The following is a 21,467-nucleotide window of genomic DNA, read 5'->3' on the forward strand; positions in this document are numbered from 1 at the left end:
TTCTCCACTCTCCCCCGCAGGCCGCGATGGGTCTTGAGGGCAAGGTCCTTGAGGAACAGGGCATTCATCGTGCCCTTGAGGCCGACATGCAATTCGCTGATCTCGCCCTCGGTCAACGTAACGATGGCAACGCCGGCGAATTTGAGATGCTTGAAGAGAGTGGCGACATCTGCCTGGTCGCGGCTGATGCGATCGAGCGCCTCGGCCAGGACCACCTCGAAGCGGCCGCGCTGGGCATCGCGGATCATTTGCTGGATGCCCGGCCGCAGCAATGTGCTGGCGCCGGAGATCGCCGCATCGTCATAGATTCCCGCTACGCTCCAGCCCTCGCGCGCCGCCTGCTCGCGGCACAGCCTCAACTGGTCTTCGATGGAGGCATCCCGCTGGCTGTCAGAAGAATAGCGGGCATAAAGTGCAACACGGGTCATGGCGGCGGATACTCTCTCTTAGTTAAAGGGGTTCGCCATCCTGCCCCCTACCCTCTCCCTCTCGGCGGCCCGGCCGATTGTCGTTGGCCGCCAGCCCCGCCTCGAATGTTTCCCGCGCCAGCTGCCGGCCGATCAGCCGGGCGATATCCAGCACCACCCGATCCATCTTGGCCGCCGCCACGCTTTCAGCGCGACCCTCGGGGCTGGCGAGGTCGCCGTTGTCGTTCGCCGGAAGCAAAGCCTGTGGCCCGGTGCTGGTTTTCTCCGACATGCCGGTCGCTCTCCCAATGGTGGATCGACCCGCCATCAGACTCCTCCGGACGGCGAAGGAAAGCGCGAAGTTAATGTCGTAGGGCCACAGCGTGCAATGACTTGCGTCGTGCGGTTTCGGCGTTTCAGAAGACCCGCTACATCACCAACGGTACTCGGCCGCGCCTTCCTCTCCCAGCGCAGCGACCAGCTTGACTGCGGACTCCCAATGCTTGGCAACATCGCGCCGCGTCCTTTCCCGGCTACGGTGTCCAACCGGCAAACCTCCTGCGATCGCTCTTAAGTCACGCAGTACGGAAGCTATATGCGGCCAAGGGAAATCGGTAGGATCACCAATATCCCGGTCGGCGCCGACGATCATTTCTAACTTGGCGACGACGCCAATGAGCGACGTTGCCGCGACCTCAGGGATAGAATCCTGAAGCTTAAGAGCTTCGGTCATCGCAAAGACCTCTGCCTCCCGCGCAACCGCGTACTCCTGTGGACCACCGAGAGTGCGCGCCGGTCGGTCTCGAACTCGCGTTGGAGAATCTGTGGCCAATCCCTGAATTCTGGGATTGACTATGATTTGGCTCTCCAACCGCTGCTGCACGCGACATAGCAGCAGGGAGATGTACCGAGCCATTTGCCAATCGCTCACCAGCAGAAGTGCGGGATCGCGTAGGGCTGCCGGTTGCAATTCCGTGTCGTTGCGGCTTGCGGCGAGAACATTCGGCTTTTTCGCTGCCACAGCATGGTCTCCTTTCGCGAGGCAAGTTTCGCTCAGTGGGTCCAAACCCCATGAAGGAGCCCGGCCTTCCGAATGTGATTTGTAGAGAATACTCCGTGGTGAAATACTCTGCAAGGCGCTGGTGTCGGATTCATGGAAATCCGAGAAGCGTTCGCGCAAAACCTAAGAGCCTTGCGGCGGGCTAGAGGCCTGTCACAGGAAGAGCTTGCGCACCGGGCTGGGATCGATCGCACCTATATCAGCGCTTTGGAACGCAACGTGTACAACGCGAGCATCGACGTCGTTGACCGACTGGCTGAAGTGCTGGGTGTGGATGTCGCAGAACTGCTGAAACGACCCTCAGCTGACCCGCAGAGATCGAAGTCTGAGCCTGACGAATAGAGAAGTTGATAATGTTGTCGGACCAATGGCCATGCGTCAGCTAATTCTGCGCGTATTCTGCGGGAGAACGGCCTGACGCAGGAAGACGTTAGAAGCGCGCCTTGGATTCAGTTCATAGGAATGTTCTTGGCGGAAGCCGCTCGCCCGCGCGCCATTAACAGGCGCTGTAGCGTGCGAGCGGCTGCTTCGCGCCTCAAGCCGGTCGTTCAGAGGTGTTTGCCGATTACCCGGAAGCGGACATTTGCCCTTGATGAAATCAACGTCCTCCTTGCCGGATTATCCGCGGTCATCCGTTTTGGACCGCCCGGCGCAACGACCCGAAGCGCAAGCGGTATTGCATCGGTGTAATACCGACCTTGCGGCGGAACAGGCGCCCGAAGAAACTCGTGTCCTCGTAGCCGACCTCGTTGGCGATCACCTCGATAGCCTCGTCGCTCGTTTCCAGCAGCCACTTGGCTTCTTCGAGCCGCAGCGCGTGAACATAGTCCAACGCCTTCATGCCCGTTGCCTTGGCGAAGCGACGCGCGAAGGAGCGTTCGGGCAAACCTGACAGGCGCGCCATGACGGCGACCGGTGCCGGCTTGCGGAAATTCGATTCCGCCCATTGCTGACTTTGCTTGATCACTGCGTCGCTGGTCTGCCGCGAGCGCGCCAGCGTGGCGAAGGGCTGCTGGCCGAGGTCGTGCCATTGCAGCATGTAGACCCTCGCCACCTCGATCGCCTCACGAAGACCGACGAAGCGCGCGATCAGATACAGAGCCAGATCCTGCCAACTCGATCCGCCGCCAGCCATGACGATGCGCTGCGCCTCGCCGCTCAGCACCAGCGACTGCTCCACTTTCACCTTTACGCCGGGATAGTTGTTCGTCAGCGTGTCGACATAGCCCCAGTGGATTGTCGCCTCGCGGTTCGCGAGAAGCCCGGCTTCGCCCAGCAGCACCGCGCCTGAACAGGCGCTCGCCAGCAGCGCGCCTTCCTCATGCACGCGCTTCAGCCAGCGCGCTTCAGGGTCATACTGCCCGGCGACGCTTTCGCCCGGATTGACGAAGAAATCGGGGATGCAGACGATATCAGGACGCGGACAGTCGGCAATCGTGTGATCAGGATGTACCCAGACGCCGTTCGCAGCGCGAAACCGGTCTGCTCCGCGCGCCACGACGTAGGGCCGCATCCGCTGGTCACCGGCCATGCCCTGCGTGATGAAGCGAAAGTCCCGCCCCGGCGAGGAGAACAGGTCGACCATCCCGTAGAGCGCCGAAGCCGTGACCTCGGGCACGGCGAGGATCGCCACATTGAACGGAGCCACCTGTTCAGGCATGGCAGAAATGACCGTTTCGTTGCGTTTTCGACTTTAGCCGGCGCATTCGTTCCGCGCTAGCATTCTGGAAACGGAGGATGGGACGATGAACACGACGACCACGCCTTCGCTTTCGCCAGCCAGCATCGAAAACCTTCGCTCCAGAATGCGCGGCGAGGTGCTGGTTCCGACGAGCGAGGCCTACGCTGCCATCCGGGTCGTTTGGAACGGCATGATCAACCGAAGCCCAGCCCTCATCGCCCGCTGCCGGAACGCCGCCGATGTCATGGTCTCGGTAAATTTCGCGCGCGAGCACAGACTCGCCATCGCCATCCGTTCTGGCGGCCACAATGTCGCGGGTTATGCGGTCTGCGACGGCGGATTGATGATCGACATGTCGCCGATGAACGCGGTGCGCGTCGTGCCCGGCCTCGACCGCGCCATCGTCGGTGGCGGTGCGACCTGGGCGGATGTCGACGCCGCGACGACGCCTTTCGGCCGTGCCACGCCGGGGGGCCTCATCTCCGCGACCGGCGTTGCGGGCCTGACATTGTCCGGCGGCATCGGGTGGCTCCGCGGCACTCATGGCCTCTGCGTCGACAATCTCGTCGCGGCCGATGTCGTCACCGCCGAGGGCAAGCTGATCCGCGCTGACGAGACGGAAAACCGCGATCTTCTCTGGGCGCTCCGCGGCGGCGGCGGCAATTTCGGTGTCGTGGTGAGCTTCGAGTTCAAGCTGCACCCGATCGAATCTGAGCTGATGTTCTGTGGCCCCGCCTATCCCGAGGAATGCGCGGACGAGGTCATTGCGCGCTGGCGCGACTTCATGGAAACGGCACCGGACCGGCTGAGCGGACTCGCTGAATTCTCGATGCTGCCTGACGATCCTTCCCTCCCCGAGCCCGCGCGCGGCCGGCGCGTAGTGTCACTTGCGCATGTGTATGACGGCCCGGCGGATGAAGGCGAACGGATCGTAGCGCCGCTCCGCGGTTTTGGCGAACCGCTGGTCGATTTCAGCGGCCGCATGCCCTATTGCACCATTCAGTCACTGTACGACGCGCTGTTTCCGAAGGCGCGCGACCGCTGCTACTGGAAATCAACCTATCTCTCCCGCCTCGACGACGGCGTCATTGCGGATATCGTGCGGCAGATGGCGAAACGTCCGTCCGAGATGACCTTCGCCTCGATCTGGAAATTCGGCGGCCACGTGCAGCGCGTGCCGGAAGACGCGACCGCCTTCGGCGACCGGTCCATGCCCTACATGCTGAGCCTCGACGCGATCTGGTCGAGGGCTTCGGACGACGACGCGAATATCGGCTGGGTGCGCACCTTCTGGCAGCACATGCAGCGACACTCGACCGGCCGGCTCTATCTCAATTTCCCAGGCCATGGCGAAGGCGCCGACCTCGTCCGCGATGCGTTTGGCCCTCAGGCTTACGGACGTCTTCAACAGGTAAAGCGGCGCTATGATCCCGAGAACATCTTCCGGATGAACCAGAACATCGATCCTGGAGCCGCATAGTGACCTGGAGGCTGAATTTCCTCGACCGACGATCCTTCAAAACAAACTCTCCTGCGCCTTTTGGGGCTTCGATCAGCTCATCTAGCCGGAGGCCAAACGGCAGCTGTCCGCTAAACGCGCTCTGATAGCGGACCGACGGCTCTCGGCGCATAGCTAACTCCGCGTCCCGTCATGGGCCGCTCCAGCCTAGCTCTTTACTCGGCATCGCCCGGGTACGTCGCCTCGAGCGTCACGATCTGCCGCCCTCTCCAACCCCGTGCTCGAGCTGACGGCGGGCGGCGACGGGCGGTGTCAGTCGAGCCCGGCTACGCGTAATCCTTTGATATAGCGCGCGCGATCCTTTTCGTGGATGATGGGGTGGTATTTCTCGACCCAATCCACGGACACGGATGGATGTAGGCGCCGCGTTTGTGACAGCGCGTGGGTGGCGGCGGCGTGATCGCCCGCCATGCCTGCGGAGGCGGCGTAGGTGCGCCAAGCCGTCCCGAAATTCTGCCTGAGATCCACAGCGCGCCGCTCGAACTCGGCTGCCTCGACATAACGCCCCGCCATGAAATGACAGAGCCCGATGACGGAAAGGCTGCCCGCCTGCGTGAAGTCGCGCGGGCTGAGCCGGTCGGCAAGCGCGACATGGTGCAGACCGTCGTCGGGCATGCCGGCATAGGCATAGGTCGATCCAAGGATCATGTGCGCGTAGGCGAGGCTCGGATTGAGGGTGATCGCCTCAGATAGGGCTTTAACGGCAGGATCGAAACGGCGCGAGGCCATATGCACGAAGCCTGCGGCGAAGTGCGTCCAAGGGTTCTCCGGATCGCTGCGGATCGCCCGTTGCGCCATGTCGTGGGCAGTCGACAAGGTGGCTTCGGCATCAGCCAGTCCAAGCATCACCTTTGCGCCGAGGCCCCAGGCTACCAGGCAGTTGGCGTGTGGATAGTCGGGGTCGATGTCGATAGCTTTTTTCAGCAGCCGCTCGGCGATCTCGAAATCCGGCATCGAACCCCAGGTCCAGACATAGGGCATCGCCTTCATGACGAACCCCCAGGCGTCCAGGCTGCCGGGTGACCGGCTCTGGAAACGCTCCTGCTCGGCCACGTAGAGCCTGGGCTCGATGGCACCGATCACGCTTTGGGCGATCTCGTCCTGCAGCGCGAAGAAATCGGCGATTTCCGCATCATAACGCTCCGCCCAGATCTGGCGCCCGGTGTTGGCATCGCTCAACCTGGCATTAATCCTGAGCCGCTGTCCGGAACGGCGCACGCTCCCATCGAGCACATAGCGCACGCCAAGTTCGCGCCCGATATGCTTCACGTCGACCGCTTTACCGCCATAGGTGAAGGAAGAGTTGCGGGCCGAAACGAAGAGCCAGCGCAGCCGCGCAAGGCGAGTGATGATGTCTTCGGCGAGACCGTCGCCGAAATATTGCTGCTCGCTGTCGTCGCTAAGATTCGCAAAGGGCAGCACGGCGATGGAGGGCCCAGCCTCCTCGTTGTCGGATGGGGTCGAGGTCGCGTCAAGGAACTCCACCGCGCCGCCGAAGCGGTAGCCGATCCGCGGTATGGTCGCGATCCACTCGGCATCGTCGGACGCCCGCCCAAGCAGTTTGCGCAGCAATGCGATCTGGACGGAGAGGTTGCTCTCCTCGACCGTCGCGCGCGGCCAAGCCGCGTCCATGAGCTCCGCTTTTGACAGAACTTCCCCAGTTCGCATCACCAGCGCTGCCAGCAGCAACACACCGCGATAGCCGACGGGAACGGGAACGCCTTGCCGGAGCAGCGTTCCTGCCTCCGGATTGAGCTCGAACGGGCCGAAGGCGAAACGCTTCCCCATCATGGAACAAACTAACATCTTTTTGGAGCTTTTCGGAACTTTTCGGCCATGGCCCCGCGACCTTGCCGCGCGCCGGGTTCACGCTGACAAGGTGTTTCGAGACAGGAGAGCCGAAAATGTCCGCTGTTGTTTTCGATCGTATCGGGTTTGGGACCGAGACCACCCAGGTAACCCCAGTGAGCACTCCGCGCCCCCGCGATCAAGAATTTCGCGCAGCGCTCGACCGCTATATAGCTGCCTATATTGCCGATCAGAAGCGCCGAACCGAGGGGAATGCGGCTTCGCAACTCGATGGGGAATGATGCGGGATCACACTATCGGCCACCGTCCGTTCGTTCGCAAGTCACCTGCGCAACTATGGCTAATATGATGGACATTAATTTAATTCGTTGACGGCTTTTGCCTCGCGTATTGGCTCCAGAAGGTTTGCGCCTTGCGCCCGCCTGTCGAGCATCTGCTATCCCAACATTTGAAGGACCAGCTGCAGGATAGGGGCAGTGACGTCCCTCCTATTTCGAGGCGGATAACGGGGCACAGGCGTTCCTCGATCGTGACGGCGAGATGGAAAGGGGGATGGCTTTCGCCATCACCCATCAGACGTCTCCCTCTGTGGCACGCCAGCCTATTCGAGAAGTTCGGGGTGCTGCCTGAGGATGCGCTGCCAGAGCGGCTGGCATTGAAACCAGCCTGCGGTGGGCGTTCCGTTCACCGCGCGAGCGGCTCGGGCATTGGCCGGATCGACCTGCAGCGGCGTCCCCACGCTCTCGGCGAGGAACTGCGCCTGGCAACAGCGTTCCATTGAAATGAACCACCAGACTGCTTCGTCGACAGTTTCACCGACCGTAAGCAGACCGTGATTGCGCAGGATCGCCGCTTTGTGGGCACCAAGGCCCCCGGCGATCCGGGCCGCCTCGCTTGCCTCGGTGATCAGCACCCGCGTGTCATTGAAGAAGATGTGATCCTCATAGAACGCGCATGCGTCTTGCGTGATCGGATCGAGCAGCCGGCCCACCGCCGACCACGCCTTGCCATAGATGGAGTGGGCGTGGGCGGCCGCGACGACATCCGGCCGCGCGGCATGGATCTGATGGTGAATGGCGAATGCGGCTACATTGACCGGCATCGTGCCCTCGATCACATCGCCTGAGCAGTCGACGCGGATGAGGTCCGAGACGGTGATATGTGCGAAATGCATGCCGAACGGATTAACCCAGAATGTTTCGGTGAATTCCGGATCACGTGCCGTGATATGTCCGGCAACGCCTTCGCTGAAGCCCAACTCCGCGAATATGCGGAAGCCGGCAGCGAGCCGCTCCTTTCGGTGTTGCCGCTCCTGCTCTAGGGTTGCAAAGCGCGGCGGCCCCCGCCGTTTAAAAAACGGTTCATAGGCCTCCTGTTTGCGGATGGCCAAATCGCTTTCAGTGTCTGGAATTGACTTGACGACGTCCATGGCGCGCCCTCCTTGGGGTTCTGCACCGTCGGCATGACGGCACGCCCCAGATTGGGGAAGCTTCTCGCGCGCGTCTCGAAGGCTGCATCATTTGTTCCGAATTCTTCCGAATGGATGCCAAAAAGAGTCGAGTGTCGCGGCAATGATCCGAATTTGCCTGGTGCTGGACATGGATCTCAATCCGATCGAGCAGGCTTCGCCAATGTCAAGCCACTGGACGCGCTTCCAGTTATGTTGTTCCGGGTCGGCGGCTATTCCCAGTCAACCACGAAAAGTCGACAGTCTGCAATCGGCCCCAAAGACGACGTGGCAGCAACGCGCTCATTGCAGCCGTCAAGGTCCCCTCCGCCGCTTCCAAAAGCAGACATCACAAGCGAACGCTCTGATCGTGGTCGGACCCGAGCCAATCCGACGGGCAAGCCAAACCCAACGGTTATGCGTCACGCCGTCCGGACCCAGATTGATTCACTCGGTCATCACGTTTGGGGCCGGACGGGTGGCGGTTCCAGCAGGCGGCCTAAGGGGCAAAGTCTGACCGCTGTCGACCTCAGCCGGGACAGGTGCCGTTTGCAGGGACTTCAGGAAGGAAGAGGCTTCGCCGCTCGCAAGGGGTCAGTTCGCGAGGGACGGTACGCCGGGCGTATTCAATAAGCTCCTTGGGCGTCTGGAAGACGCGAACGATGCTGACCCTTTGTTCGCCGGAAACAATCGCGACATGGGTGCCGTCGGCGCTGAAAGCTGCGCGTGTAAAGCCCGGTCGAAAGGTTGCTTCGTCCTGGCTGCCAAGGACAGCAATCTGGCGCCCCGATTGCGCCGCCCATAATCGGACCGTTCGATCTTCGGTCGACGCGGTCACGACATACAAGCCATTGGGGCTGAATTCGGCGCTGTCCAGCGCGCCGCTGTGGCCCCTGAGAACCTTTTCCAGATCGCCTGAGACGCTCCAGATCCGGGCGGTCCCATCACGCGAAGCGGTTAGCAACGACTGACTGTCGGGACTGAAGGCGACCACCGTCACCGCGCCGGTATGTCCCTCCAGCGTTCTGACGCTTGTCCCCTCGGTGGTCGACCAAATTCGGGCCGTGTGGTCGAGTGAGCCCGTGGCGACGAGTTGACCGTGAGGGTTGAAGGCCCCTGCCGTGATGCGATCCTGATGCCCGACAAGAGCACGTAGTTCGACTCCGCTCGTCGTCATAAGGTGTCCCACATTGTCTTCCCTGGCCGAGAGGATCAGACGTCCGTCAGGGCTAAGAATGGCTTGCGGCAGATTGCTGCTAGTATTGATGGCGGCCAGCTCGGTGCCGGTCGTGGCGTCCCACAGTTGCGCGGTGCCGTTGATCCATGCGCAAACAAGCGATTTGCCATCGCGACCAAACTGGATCTTGATCAGTCCGGCATCTGATCGGAACTGGGCGGTCTCGTGTCCCGTGGCCACGTCAAAAATTCGGACCACGCCCTCAAGAGATGCCGTGGCGACGCGCCTCCCATCTGGGCTGAACGAGGCGCTTTGAATGATCTCATGCGTGTCGAGGCGGATTATCTCGCGCCCGCTCACTACATCCCACAGGTGCGCCGCGCTGTCACCGCCGCCGGTCAGCAGGTGGACGTTGTCGGGACTGAAAACCGCGAAAGTCGGCCGATATTCATGTGAGAGCGAGGTCGTCAGGGCGCCGTCGACATCCCAAAGCCGAGCGGTGCCATCGTGTGAAGCAGTGAGTAGAATGTTGCTGTCGACCGGGCTGAATTCCAAATGCTCGACCAAGGATTCGTGACCGGCGATCGTCGTCACCAACGAGGCGCGTTCAGCGTCCCAGATGCGGATCGGCCCATTGATCGAGGTCGTCGCAAGGAAGCGGTCGTCCTTGGTGAAAGCACCGTTCATCTCCACATCGCGTTCATCTGTATCGATCTCAGGCTTCAGCCCCGAAACCTCTTGGCCGAGCACTTCATCCAGCGTTCCCAACGTTCCATCCCAAATCCGGGCAGTGCCATCGAGGGATACCGTGGCGATCCGCTGACCCCCGTGGCTGAAAATCACGCCGTTCAATTGTGTGTCGCTCTTGCTGCCGGCCAACTTTGCGATCTCCGTTCCTTTCGACAAATCGAAAAGGCTGGAAGTGTCGCGGTGTGAATGCCAACCCCACGGGCCGGCCACCATCCGGCTTCCGTCCGGGCTGAACGCCAGGGTGTAGGGCCAGGAGGTCACTCGGATCGACTGCGTCAGCGCGCCGTCTGCGGTATTCCAGATCGAAACAAAATGCTTGCCCGCCGTCGCGAAGCTGCGGCCGTCTGAACTGAAAGCAGCACGGGTATATGCGTCGCTGCTTACACCCAAGACTTTCTTTCCGGTTCGGGCATCCCAGAGCGTTGCATCGCTGCTCTCCCCCGCCGTCAGCACCCGGGTGCCATCCGGGCTGAAGATTGCCGTCGGGTAATTGCCTAGTGGCCGCAGGATGTAGAGCTGCTCTCCCGAGACGGCGTCCCAAAGACGTGCAGTGCCGTCCCTCGCGGCCGTCAGGATACGGGTCCCATCGGGGCTGAATTCGGCCCTCTCCACGGCCCCATCATGACCTTTTAGAATTGCAGTTTCGGTACCAGTGGCGATGTCCCAGACGGCTGCGGTTTTGTCGTAGGATGCGGTGACAACACGATCACCTGTAGGATTGAAAGCCGCATGCGCCACACTGGCGCCAGGGCGGAGGATTTTGATCTGCCGGTGCGCCAGCAGAGCCTTGTAGAGGGCTGCTTCCGCCTCGAAGAGATATGGCCGCTCGGGTTGCTCTTTCGACGGCAGCGCCTCAAGTGCCAACCGGATCGCAGCCTCGGTGTTGCCTGCCGCGGCGGACCGCTCCGAAAGGAACGAGAGCGAAAGGAACTGATTGCGCAGCACCTGATCGCGTTGGCCCCTTGCTTCCTCCCGCGCTTTGAGGGCGACCAATGCGCCTGCACCCGCCATAAGAGCGAGCATTATTGCCACGACAGCGGCGTTCCGTGTCCGTCGGGCAAGCCGGTTTGCTGCGGCAGCCGCGAGGCTCCGGCGCTCGGCCTCCCGCTCCAGGCGCTCGCGTTTTGCCTCTTCGGCGGCCGCGACCAGAGCTAGCTCTGCGTGACGGTCCTTCTCCTCCTTCTGCCGATGGGCACGCAAAGACTCCTCGATGTATTCAAGGACGGCTTCGTCGACCTCCTCCCGCCTTGAAAGCATCAACTCTTCGCCCTCCGCCAGACGTTTGCCGGACGGAAGGAGAAGCTCTCGATTCCTGCTTTCCAGGTGCCATCGGTGGGCGTCAGCCCTCAGGCGTTCGCGCGTCGCGAGGAAGTTGCGGTTTGCATTCACAATGTCACTGGCGCGCGGCCAACGGCTCAACAGGGCCTCATGTGCAAGACGAACGAAGACATGCCCTGCGACGTCCTCGTCGCTGACGAGGAGCCGGGCCTCGATTAATGCCCTGACGAGGGCCGATCGCGCGGGAGTGCCCGCGACTTCGGTATACAGCGCTGCACGTGCCGTGACTGTTTCATCGCCCAGGTTCGCCGTGGTGAGGGCGCGCAGCACCGCGGGCAAGGCCTCCTGGATCCCGGGCGCCAGCAAGTCCAGGACTTCGTCGGCGCGGCGCGCGATTGCGCCTTCGAGCCCGCCGAGCGCACGATAGTGCGCAAAGGTGAGAACGCGTCGGTCGCCACTGGCTTGGTACAACGCGTCGAGGACAAACTCGAGAAGCGGCAATGATCCGGGGTCCGCAGTTGCTGCCGCCTGCAGCACGTCATCGAGCCGCCCCAACTCGGCACTCTCCTCGAAGCGGAGCCCGGCCACGACCGCAGGTTCGCGGATCATCTGCGCGATCTCTGGGCCGGTTGGTGGCAGAAGTTCGTAGCTGGCGAGGCCGTCCTTGAGCGCCGAGAAACCTTGGACCTCACCGCAGCGGTGAAAGAAATCCGAACGGATCGCCGCTATCACCCAGACCAGTCCGCTCGCGGCCAGCACCGCCATGAACCGCACAAGGGCCTCGCGCGTCGCCGGCTGCTTCTCCGTCGTGAACAGCTCCTCCAGTTGATCTATGACAACAAGCAGTCTGATCTGCGAGCGGGCCGGCCCAGCGGCCTTGCGAAGTGCCTGTCGGACCATCGCCAAGGCTCGATCCGGCGTGTCCCTGCAGAGTCGAGCGAAATCCGCGGCTGTTGCTTCTGAGGACAGCTCCGGCACAGCAGCGTCGTGAAGCAGCGCCGCAGCCAACACAGCGAATGCATCCGGTCCTTCGGAGAGGCGGATCAGGCACCGGCGAAACAAGGATATGCCTGCCACGGCTCCAGGTCGCGTCAATGACGGCAGCAGGCCAGCGCGCAGGAGGGAAGACTTGCCACAACCGCTCATTCCGTAGATGAGCAGGAATGCCGTGCCGTTTGCTGCCTGCTGCTCCAGTCTGGCAGTGCAGGCGGCAATCGCCCGCGCTCGGCCGAAGAATAGATCGGCATCTTCGAATTCGAAGGCGTCAAGACCGCGAAATGGCGACCTGACCGGTTCCTCGCACGCAAGACATACGCGGTAGATGCGCAAGGCACGGGCGACATCCTTCAGTTTGTGCTCGCCGAGATCGATGAATTCCAGCGAGAGGCGGTCCTGAGCCTGGGCGCGGACCGCTTCCGTGATGCAAATTCCGCCGGGGCGTGACAAGGTTTGAAGATGAGCTGCGACCTCGACGGCCTCGCCCCTGCGGTGGTCGCCCTCGGCGACGACGTAACCGAGGTCAACGCCGATGCGGAAGCGCAGCCGCTTTGTCTCGGGAATGTCGCAGTTCCGCCAGTCGACCTCATGCTGGATCTCGTTCGCACACCGCAACGCCTCGACAGGGCCAGCAAACTCCGCAAGGACTGTCTCTTCGACGCTCGCGAAGACACGACCGGCATGTTTTATCAGCAGCCGATCAAGGACCTGCCTGTACGCCGGGGTAGGTGCAGCAATGCTCCGCTCATCCTTGCCTGCGGGCCGGACTTCGGCCGCCAATTCTGCCGCCAGAATTGTAATCAATCTTGGTCCGGCATTTGAGGGAAGGACCAACCTGTAACCGCGCCTCGGCACTGTCTGCACGACGGCCTGGCGACTGTCGTTGAGCGCCGCACGGATCTCGTGAATGCATTGGACCAGGCTGTCATCGGTGACGGCTAGCCCATTCCAGACCGCCTTCATCAGCTCGTCCTTGGTGATGACGCGATCAGCGTTCTCCAGAAGGTGGCGAAGTACCGCGAAGGTCTGGTGGCGAACTGCGATTGTCCTGTTGAACTGGTCGCGCAAGGTCTCCCTGCTCACGTCGGCGGTCACGCCGTTGAGCACGAACGTCGTGGGCGGCGAGCTGTTCAAGCCGGTTCCCCTCAAGCACGAAGCCGCAGTCCCATACTAGCACGGTTTCGCGCTGCGAAGACTGATCATCATTCAGACCGTGCGGGGAGCGCGGATTTCGGCGAATGATCGTAAGCCGTTCGTGACTTGGCGAATGCCCCGGACCGACAATTTCACATTCCATTGTCGGTGAGAGGGGTTCGCTATGGACTGCTTAGTACGGATTGCTGCAACCATGGGTGCAAGACCAGTGCTGCGGCTCACGGGCGCCTTCCTGCTCACCCTGATCTTCGCGACAGCGTCACAGGCTCACTCGACGGGCCGTCCCGCAGGCGGCCTGGCCGAAGTCGATTTGCAATTGATCCTTGCCGTGGACGTCTCGCCGTCGATGAGCAGAATTGAGCAAAAAGTGCAGCGCGACGGCTATGTTGATGCTTTCCGCCACGCGGACATCGCGATGGCAATCAGGGCCGGAGAACTGGGAAGAATCGCAGTGCTCTATCTGGAGTGGGCCGGGCCAAATCAGCAAACCGTCATCGTGCCGTGGACAATTGTCGAAAGCCGCGAGGACGCTCTGACTTTGGCGGATAGGCTCGCAGCTCTGTCGTTGACTGAAGGCTGCGGAACGTCGATTTCCGGCGCGTTGCAGGCCGCGAATGGCCTATTCGCAATGAGCGGCTTGCGCAGCGCGCGCCGTGTTATTGACGTCTCTGGCGACGGACCCAACAATGCCGGAGCACTCATTGACCCCATCCGGCAGTTTCTTCTCGCGGAAGGTGTGACGATCAACGGGCTGCCTATCGCACTACCCCGCATTGGCGAGGCCGACTGGTTTGCGCGGTACGATCCCTCCAGCCTGCAATCCTATTTCGAGCGCTGCGTCATCGGCGGACCGGACGCGTTTGCAATCGGCGTCACCGACGCCGCGATGTTCGCCACCGCGGTCCGTCGAAAGCTGGTTCGTGAAATCTCCATGAACAAGGACCAGGTGATCCACGCCGCGTACACCGAGCGTACCGGCCTCACGGTCGATTGCAACATGATCGGTCAGTTGCCAGGCCGATGACGCACGGCAATGAAGTCCCAGCATAGGAATAGCTTCGCGCATTGCTGCCGACAGTCCAATGTACCAACAGCAGCGATGAATGCGCTCAAAAGGGCTAAAGGGTTGCTTGTCGAGAACTTCGTTTCGAGACCGAAAGGCAAGTTTCGGCTATGTGCAGCCGTTTTCGCCGCTCGTCGTTTTCCAGTCGGCCGCGATCAGCGCCTCCTTTGCCGATCCGCCATGCTTGAGCAGATAGGGTGCCAGACGTGCGTTCATCTGCTCGACGAGATTTGCGTAGTAAGTTCTGCCCAGAAGGCCGAGTGGCTCAAGCCGGGTCTTGTAGGGCGGGTTAAGTTTCTTAGGGGCGAGGAGAAGCTTCGCCATGCGTCACTGAAGGATTTTCGGGAGGCTGATTAGACAAGGCGGCCGCCGGACCTATGCGGCGACCGATGCGACCTCAAGAATGAAGATTAGCGATGTCTAATGTGGTATTCAGGTTGCGAGGGGATTTCGATGACGCAGTCAAAGCGGTATTTCGCATTGGCGTGGCTCGCACTGATCGGCAATGCCGAGGCCCACGATTGGTATACGGGTAAGACGGACCCCGTTCTTCACTACGACTGCTGTGGAGGCAATGACTGTCATCCTATCGATCCAAGCCATGTCAGGATGAAAAGAGACGGCTATTTCGTCCGGCCGCCCCGCCCCTTCTACCTAAACGAGCCACAAGAGCCGGAGTGGTTCATTCCCAGAGAGCGTGTCCAGACCTCGCCGGATGATCAATATCATATTTGCGAGCGCCTGATGACGTTCTATCGGACGCTGACCCCACACATGAGTTTCGAGGCTTATCACAGGTTTCGATGGACGTGCTTTTTCGCCCCGCCCGGCACTGGTTCAATCGGGCGAAGCTAGAAGAACATTCACATTGCATCCGCTGGCGCGAAGAAGCAGTTTTCGTCTTCTTCCGTGGGATGCAGACAGATGTGGAAGTTGTCATCCCCCGAGGGGATTACGACTTCGTACGGCACGAAGTAGCGGTTCCGACGCGTGACTTTATGATGGTCGCCTGGACGCAGAATAATCACATAGCCATCTGGCCGGGGCGTCACAGTTGAACTGGGAATTTTCCCGCAGTCGCCAGTGAGCGGGTCGCCGTGGCAGCAAGCCGGTGGATAGCCCCAATTTTCATCCGGGCCGTGGGCTAACGCCGCACTTCCCTCAATTGCCGCAGCCGTGGCGATCACACCTGCAAAGCACGTTGCCTGTCTTGTCCTGACTGCATGCATCGATTGGGGGCCGCCCTCAACGGCAACTTATGTCGTCAAGGCCATTATATACCATTAGCCTACGCTAATATACGCTGGAAGCCCGCGCCTATCGGGTATATTCTCCTCCTTGATCGGCGGAGGGATGCCGAAATGCGGGGCTTATTCGCAAGCTTCCTGATCTTGCTATGTGCAGTCACAACAGCGCATGGCGGTGCGCTCCACGACGCGGCCAAGAGCGGCGACCTTACTGCAATCACGGCGGCGCTCGATGCCGGTGCTAACATCGAGGAGCAGGAGAAGGGGGCAACACCGCTATTCCTGGCTGTGCGCAGCGGCCACGTCGAGGCGGCGGAACTGCTGATCAAGCGTGGTGCCGATGTCAACAAGGAAGCGGTGCTCGGCCTGCCGATGACCGTTGCCGTGCTGAAGAACGCCGCCGACATGATCCGGCTGCTTTTGTCGCATGGTGCCGACGCCAACGGCAAGACGCGGGGAGAGCCGATGCTGACCCTCGCGGTCGCCAGTGGCTGCCTTGACTGCGTTAAGGTGCTGGTCGAGGCGGGCGCTGACGTCAACACCATCTGGGTCCAGGGCGATCCCAATCAACGGCCGGGCATCATCACGGCCTACCATCTCGCAAAGCACGATGATCATGAGGACATCGCCGCCTACCTTTTGGAGCATGGCGTCGTCATCCTGAAACCGGAGCCGATTTCCGCCCGGCTCGCGGAGGGCGACCCCACCAAGGGCGCGGCCTTCTTTGCAAGCACCTGTGCCCCTTGCCATGTCGTGCGGCCAAAGGAACTTCCCACCATCGGGCCGAACCTTTGGAACGTCGTCGGTCGCGACAAGGCATCGACGAAGTTCGAGCGTTACTCCAAGACCCTGCTGGGTTGGGAGGGAGACTGGACCTACGAGGACTTGAACATCTTCCTCGCCGGTCCCACGCTGACGAAGCCCGGCGTCAACATGGATATTCGCGGGGTGCCTGAAGAGGCCGATCGGCTGAACGTGATCGCCTATCTCAGAACGCTCGCCGACACACCGATGCCACTGCCGTAGGGGATGTGCGTTTAGCACGGCCATGTGTAGGTTGATCCTCACCCTTGCCTTCGTGCTCACCTGTGGCCGGGTGTCCGCAGGAGAGCATTGGTCTGCTGAGGACGGCGACACGCTGTGGCATGACAAAAAACGAATTCAATTGCTCGGTTTTGATGCCCCCAAACTTTCGCAGGCGTGTTTTGATGCCGCTGGCAAAATCTGGCCCTGCGGCAAGTATGCGCGTGACCACATCCAACATCTTATCGCCTCAGGCGATGTATCCTGCATCGTCGAGGGCAAGGACGGTTATAACGACGACCTCGGCGTCTGCTTCGTGGCAGGCATCGATCTCGGACGGGACCTGGTGAAACACGGATTGGCGGTGGCCGACACTCGATACCTTGCCGAGGAGCAAGAAGCCCGCATTGCCAAACGCAACTTGTAGGCAGGGAGCGTCAGCAAGCGGCGATAGCAGCTGGGCGTCCACCCCGATCGATACCTGTCTCTGATTATGGCTGATAATTATGGCTGGCACTTGCAATAGCGGCATGTCACTCGGACCACGCGCAGAGTGTCGATGGCGAGAGACGCCAAGCGAAAGAGTCGGCCACAGCATCTGCACCGCTTCCGTAAGGGATAGGGCCGGTCGCGTCGTCTATGCCGCAACGTTGACCGTTAGGGACACGTGGCCGATTGCGGGAGGGAGCAATTTCGTCCGGGAACATAATCCATTGCTAAGGTTTCGATCGTGAGGGCGAGGATCAGAGGCCAGGCGACCTCCGAACCTGGAACGCTAATCCTCTTCGTTCACGAAAGAATCGATGGCATTTGCGAAATAGTCGCCGAATGTTAGGAAGCGGTCCGTATCATCCTCGGCGTGCCGCGACGAGACAGCGCGGCGGCCGCTCTAACAGGCGGGCGAAGGCAAACCGAGAGATCAGAAAACGGAAGTCAGGACCTCCAGTTGAGGGATGGCGAATCGCTACCTACTTGCGGGGTTCCGCAGCTATGGACGCATCAGCGCCTTTCGAGCGTATTGAACCCAATGCGGACCTTCACCTTTCGGCCCCAATACAGTCGTTCAGCGAGGTCGGGGCGAACCTGGGACCGATGCGTCGTGGCATCAACACAACGCCGCCGCGAATTGCGAGCCCGAGCAGGTAATACCCCCGCAATGTGCTAATTCCCAAATAACATCAATCGCTTGATTTTAAAACACACATTGCACCAAGGTGCCGCAATGTGTGGGAGACAGCGAAAAATACAGCAAATACAACCAACCGCCCGCAGCACAATGTGTGCCCTTTTATCTTGCCATCCCTCGGTTGTCAGTAAGCGTCCGGTCTCTGCACCCAGATTCAGTAGTGCATTCAAGCGACATGTCGGGCTCCTTCGTAGCATGGAGGATCTCCGGTGAATTGAGACATTTCGAGAACACGGCGCGTCAGTCCTATTGGGTGGTTCACGTCGAAGCGTGGCGGCGCAGCGGTTTGACGCGGACGGAATACTGCCGCGTGCATCGACTGACGAAGGACACGCTCGATCGCTGGCTGAAGTACTTCGCGGGCAACGACGCGGCGCGCAAATACGCGGAATATCAGGCGGAATTGCGTCGCCAGAAGCGCCAGGAAGCGCGCGCGAAGCGGCAGAAAATGCGCGCTCGGCGGCGCTTCGCGGTGAGCACCGACGTGCGCAACCGCGCCGTCCAGGCGTTCTGGGCAATGCACGTCGAGGCGATGAACTGGAGCGGCATGGGCATCCGCGAATATGCCGCTGCATTGCATCTTTCGCCGACGAGCCTGCGTACATGGCGTGACCGACTGGACGAGGGCGAGGTCGAAATCGACTGGCGGGCGCATCTTCATCCCTCCGCCCGCCCGGTCGTTAGCACCAGTGCTAGCGGAACGCCGCCGGAATCGAGCTTGACGGCGGACCCGAAGGATGATCCTGGCGCGTCCCGGCAGCCTGTCCGGCGCTTCTTCAGCGACGAGGAAAAGCGCGCCATCGCGCTGGAGAGCGACCTGCCTGGTGTCAGCGTCTCGCAGGTCGCGCGCAAGCATGGGATCGTCACGGGTATGCTGTTCCGCTGGCGCGTGCAGTTCGGCGTCGCGCAGAAGAAGCGAGCCCAGCTTGCGCCCGTGGCACTGACTGACGACACGCCAGCAGCACTCTTGCTGCGCGACCTCGTGCAGCCGCCGGACGGAACGACAGCGATCGATCTGCCCGACGGCAGGCGCGTGTTCGCGCCGGCCGGCAGCGATCCGGCCGCCGTTCGTGCGCATCTCGAAAGCGAAGGAACGGGACGATGATGATCGTTCCCGCAGGCGTGAAGGTGCACCTGGCGCTGGGCTACACCGACATGCGCAAAGGTCTCGACGGTCTCGCCATGCTGGTGCAGCAGACGCTGAAGCAGGACCCGTTCTCGGGCCATCTGTTCGCCTTCCGCGGCAAGAAGGCGTCGATGCTGAAGATCCTGTTTTGGGATGGAAACGGCCTGTGCCTGTTCACCAAACGACTCGACCAGGGCAGCTTCGTGTGGCCGGTGATGGCCGGTTATGACGGCTCGATCACGCTGACGCCGGCGCAACTTGCGATGCTGATCGAAGGCATCGACTGGCGCGCCCGAGCGTGTTTGGAAGCCTGCGCTGGCGGGCTGAAATCGGCACTTCGATTGCCGCTAAAAGGCTTGGAATCCTTGGGTTCTGGGGTGATTTGTGATAGATTCGATCATGTTGATCGATCTGTCGAATCTGCCATCCGACCCGCAGCTTTTGCAGCGTCTCGTGCGCGACATGGCGGCTGCGGTCGAGAGCCGCGAGGGGGAGATCGAGCGGCTTCAGTCGATCATCAAAAAGCTCCAGCGGGCGCAGTTCGGCCGCAGCTCGGAACGGCTCGATCCCGATCAGCTCGCGCTCGCGTTGGAAGACCTCGACGCCGACATCGCGCGCATCCAGGAGAGCCGCCCGTTCGTCAGCAAGCCGTCGCTCGAGCGGCCGTCCCATCGCAAGCCATTGCCCGATCATTTGCCGCGCGAGGACGTCCTGCTCGACATCGACGGCACGGTCTGCGTGGGCTGCGGCGGCGCGCTGCATAGCATCGGCGAGAGCGTGAGCGAGATGCTCGACTGGGTTCCGGCGCAGCTGCGTGTGATCAGGACGAAGCGGCCAAAATATGCGTGTCGTGTGTGCGAGACCATGGCGCAGGCGCCAGCGGTGGAGCGACCGATCGCCGGCGGATTGGCAACGCCGGCGCTGCTCGCGCATGTGCTGGTCAGCAAATATTGCGACCATACTCCGCTTTACCGGCAGTCGCAGATCTTCGCCCGCAGTGGTGTCGAACTTCCGCGTTCGACGCTCGCCAGCTGGGTTGGTGGCGCCTGCTGGCGGCTGGAAGCCTTGCACGAGCGCCTGGCCAAGAACGTGTTCGCCTCGGATCATCTTTTTGCCGACGACACGCCGGTCCCGGTGCTCGATCCCGGCCGCGGACGCACCAAAACCGGACGACTGTGGGTCTACGCTCGCGACCAGCGCGGTTGGGATGGCAAGGCGCCACCGGCGGCAATCTACGTGTTCGCGCCGGATCGCAAGGCCGAGCGGCCGGCCTCGCATCTCGAGCACTTCAAGGGCGTGCTGCATGTCGATGGCTATGCCGGGTTCGAACAACTCACCGCCAAGGGCGATATCGTTCTGGCAGCCTGCTGGGCGCACACGCGGCGCAAGTTCTATGACGTCCAGCAAGCGACGGGATCGCCGATCGCGGAAGAGGCGCTGCGCCGTATTGGCAGCCTGTATGCCATCGAGGCCGAAATCCGCGGGCAGCCGCCGCCCTACCCGGCTTGCAGCGCGGAGGGCTCGATCGAAGCCGGTGGTCACCGATCTGCGCGCATGGCTGGAGGCACAACTTACGCACCTCTCCGGCCGAAGCTCGCTTGCCGAGGCCATCCGCTACGCGCTCGCGCGCTGGCAGGGATTGATCCGCTTCCTCGACGACGGTCGCATCGAGCCCCACACCAACCCGGTCGAGCGCGCCATCCGCCCCGTGGCTCTCGGCCGCAAGAACCATCTCTTTGCCGGCAGCGACGGCGGCGGTGACCGATGGGCGATCCTGTGTTCGCTGATCGAGACCTGCAAGCTCAACGACGTCGAACCGTACGCCTATCTTCATGACGTGCTCTCGCGCATGGTTGACGGACACTCCATCAACCGCCTCGATGAATTACTGCCGTGGGCGTGGAAACTAGGAAATCCTGTCAATAGCTGAGCGACGTGCAAGCACCGGACGCATACGGTTGTCACAGTAACCGTCCGGCCCCAGCACGTATTTGAAGTACTGCAACCTCATCATGTCGGGTTCCTTCGTCTTCTGGAGGATATCCGGATGGCGCCTCGCCGCTCGTGGGCCAAGGCCAACAGCCCTTGCCGGTTGTCGCAAGTCGCGTGCTGGCTCAGCGGCAATGTCAGCGCGCAGGAATTCTGCCGGCAGCGCGATCTCTCGATCAGGACGTTCGATCTTTGGATGCACCATATGGTGAGCAGCGGGGACTGCGCAAACGCAAGGAAAAGCCGCAGAATCTGCGCCTCAAGAAGATCGGACGTCAGCGGAGGACGCAGCAGCTGAAGCGTCCCCAAAAGCGCCCGCGCTATCGCTAGGGCAAGCGCGCGGACAGCGGGCCGATTACTCTGCGGGCGTTCTGGAGCATGCATGTCGAGGCGCTGAACTGGAGCGGCATGGGCCATGCAAGTACGCCGCCGCGCTCGGGCTTTCGCCTCACGCGTTGCGAATCTGACGCGATCGCCTGGAAGAAACCGGCGACGAAATGGACTGGCGATCGCTTCTTCATCCGAGTGCCCGGGCCCATTTAAGCAGCGCTGCT

The 21,467-nt window shown here is 61.6% G+C and carries 14 protein-coding genes and 3 pseudogenes; 10 read left to right on the plus strand and 7 right to left on the minus strand.

Features of this window, described 5'->3' with window-relative positions; all coding sequences use genetic code 11:
- The 3 genes from FJW07_RS29940 to FJW07_RS32195 form a co-directional block, all read right to left on the minus strand.
- Positions 1 to 428, minus strand: a 428-nt coding sequence (locus tag FJW07_RS29940; RefSeq protein WP_140859745.1) for a recombinase family protein, incomplete at its 3' end; no start/stop codon positions are given.
- A 22-nt stretch (positions 429 to 450) separates the two neighbouring features.
- Positions 451 to 699: a hypothetical protein gene (locus FJW07_RS29945; RefSeq protein ID WP_140659795.1), complete on the minus strand. Its 249-nt coding sequence runs from the start codon at positions 697 to 699 to the stop codon at positions 451 to 453.
- 141 nt (positions 700 to 840) lie between these two features.
- Positions 841 to 1,428, minus strand: coding sequence for a hypothetical protein (locus FJW07_RS32195; protein ID WP_246680377.1), 588 nt, complete (start codon positions 1,426 to 1,428; stop codon positions 841 to 843).
- A gap of 132 nt (positions 1,429 to 1,560) precedes the next feature.
- On the opposite strand from FJW07_RS32195, the gene FJW07_RS29955 reads away from it, so the two are divergent.
- On the plus strand, positions 1,561 to 1,809 hold the full coding sequence (locus tag FJW07_RS29955; protein WP_140659794.1) for a helix-turn-helix transcriptional regulator: 249 nt from the start codon (positions 1,561 to 1,563) through the stop codon (positions 1,807 to 1,809).
- A 286-nt stretch (positions 1,810 to 2,095) separates the two neighbouring features.
- On the opposite strand, the gene FJW07_RS29960 is transcribed toward FJW07_RS29955, so the two are convergent.
- A complete protein-coding gene (locus FJW07_RS29960) occupies positions 2,096 to 3,127 on the minus strand; it encodes a helix-turn-helix domain-containing protein (RefSeq protein ID WP_140659793.1) in 1,032 nt (343 codons plus the stop codon).
- An 85-nt stretch (positions 3,128 to 3,212) separates the two neighbouring features.
- On the opposite strand from FJW07_RS29960, the gene FJW07_RS29965 reads away from it, so the two are divergent.
- The gene (locus FJW07_RS29965; protein ID WP_140859746.1) at positions 3,213 to 4,628 is read left to right on the plus strand and encodes an FAD-binding oxidoreductase; all 1,416 of its coding nucleotides are present in this window, start codon (positions 3,213 to 3,215) and stop codon (positions 4,626 to 4,628) included.
- Between the two features lie 291 nt (positions 4,629 to 4,919).
- Here FJW07_RS29965 and FJW07_RS29970 read toward each other — a convergent pair whose 3' ends face one another.
- Entirely contained in the window at positions 4,920 to 6,359 is a 1,440-nt protein-coding gene (locus tag FJW07_RS29970; protein WP_181182260.1) for a FlgO family outer membrane protein, read from the minus strand.
- Between the two features lie 212 nt (positions 6,360 to 6,571).
- Between FJW07_RS29970 and FJW07_RS29975 the strand changes: the two genes are divergently transcribed.
- Positions 6,572 to 6,757 carry a hypothetical protein gene (locus tag FJW07_RS29975; protein ID WP_140786202.1) on the plus strand — a complete coding sequence of 62 codons (186 nt, stop codon included), beginning with the start codon at positions 6,572 to 6,574 and terminating at the stop codon, positions 6,755 to 6,757.
- A 320-nt stretch (positions 6,758 to 7,077) separates the two neighbouring features.
- On the opposite strand, the gene FJW07_RS29980 is transcribed toward FJW07_RS29975, so the two are convergent.
- Both FJW07_RS29980 and FJW07_RS29985 read right to left on the minus strand, forming a co-directional pair.
- Positions 7,078 to 7,905, minus strand: a complete 828-nt coding sequence (locus tag FJW07_RS29980) for a class II aldolase/adducin family protein (RefSeq protein WP_140659790.1) — start codon at positions 7,903 to 7,905, stop codon at positions 7,078 to 7,080.
- A gap of 547 nt (positions 7,906 to 8,452) precedes the next feature.
- Positions 8,453 to 13,258: a winged helix-turn-helix domain-containing protein gene (locus FJW07_RS29985; RefSeq protein ID WP_181182760.1), complete on the minus strand. Its 4,806-nt coding sequence runs from the start codon at positions 13,256 to 13,258 to the stop codon at positions 8,453 to 8,455.
- Positions 13,259 to 13,472: 214 nt separating this feature from the next.
- On the opposite strand from FJW07_RS29985, the gene FJW07_RS29990 reads away from it, so the two are divergent.
- The 7 genes and pseudogenes from FJW07_RS29990 to FJW07_RS30025 all read left to right on the plus strand — a co-directional run bounded on the left by FJW07_RS29990 (position 13,473) and on the right by FJW07_RS30025 (position 20,854).
- Positions 13,473 to 14,303 (plus strand): DUF1194 domain-containing protein, encoded by an 831-nt coding sequence (locus tag FJW07_RS29990; RefSeq protein ID WP_181182761.1) that lies wholly within the window; start codon positions 13,473 to 13,475, stop codon positions 14,301 to 14,303.
- A 297-nt stretch (positions 14,304 to 14,600) separates the two neighbouring features.
- Positions 14,601 to 14,699, plus strand: a pseudogene (locus FJW07_RS32200) (ATP-dependent DNA ligase); the annotation flags it as partial.
- 1,004 nt (positions 14,700 to 15,703) lie between these two features.
- Positions 15,704 to 16,615, plus strand: a complete 912-nt coding sequence (locus FJW07_RS30005; RefSeq protein WP_140659787.1) for an ankyrin repeat domain-containing protein — start codon at positions 15,704 to 15,706, stop codon at positions 16,613 to 16,615.
- A 31-nt stretch (positions 16,616 to 16,646) separates the two neighbouring features.
- Positions 16,647 to 17,039 carry a thermonuclease family protein gene (locus FJW07_RS30010; protein ID WP_181182763.1) on the plus strand — a complete coding sequence of 131 codons (393 nt, stop codon included), beginning with the start codon at positions 16,647 to 16,649 and terminating at the stop codon, positions 17,037 to 17,039.
- Between the two features lie 973 nt (positions 17,040 to 18,012).
- Positions 18,013 to 18,903, plus strand: a complete 891-nt coding sequence (locus FJW07_RS30015; protein WP_246680906.1) for a transposase — start codon at positions 18,013 to 18,015, stop codon at positions 18,901 to 18,903.
- Positions 18,900 to 19,251: pseudogene (tnpB, locus tag FJW07_RS30020) on the plus strand (IS66 family insertion sequence element accessory protein TnpB). The gene FJW07_RS30015 and the pseudogene tnpB overlap by 4 nt, the downstream one beginning before the upstream one ends.
- 72 nt (positions 19,252 to 19,323) lie before the next feature.
- Positions 19,324 to 20,854, plus strand: a pseudogene (locus FJW07_RS30025) (IS66 family transposase).
- Positions 20,855 to 21,467: the final 613 nt, after the last annotated feature.

This window comes from Mesorhizobium sp. B3-1-9 (assembly GCF_006439595.1).
GTDB lineage: Bacteria > Pseudomonadota > Alphaproteobacteria > Rhizobiales > Rhizobiaceae > Mesorhizobium.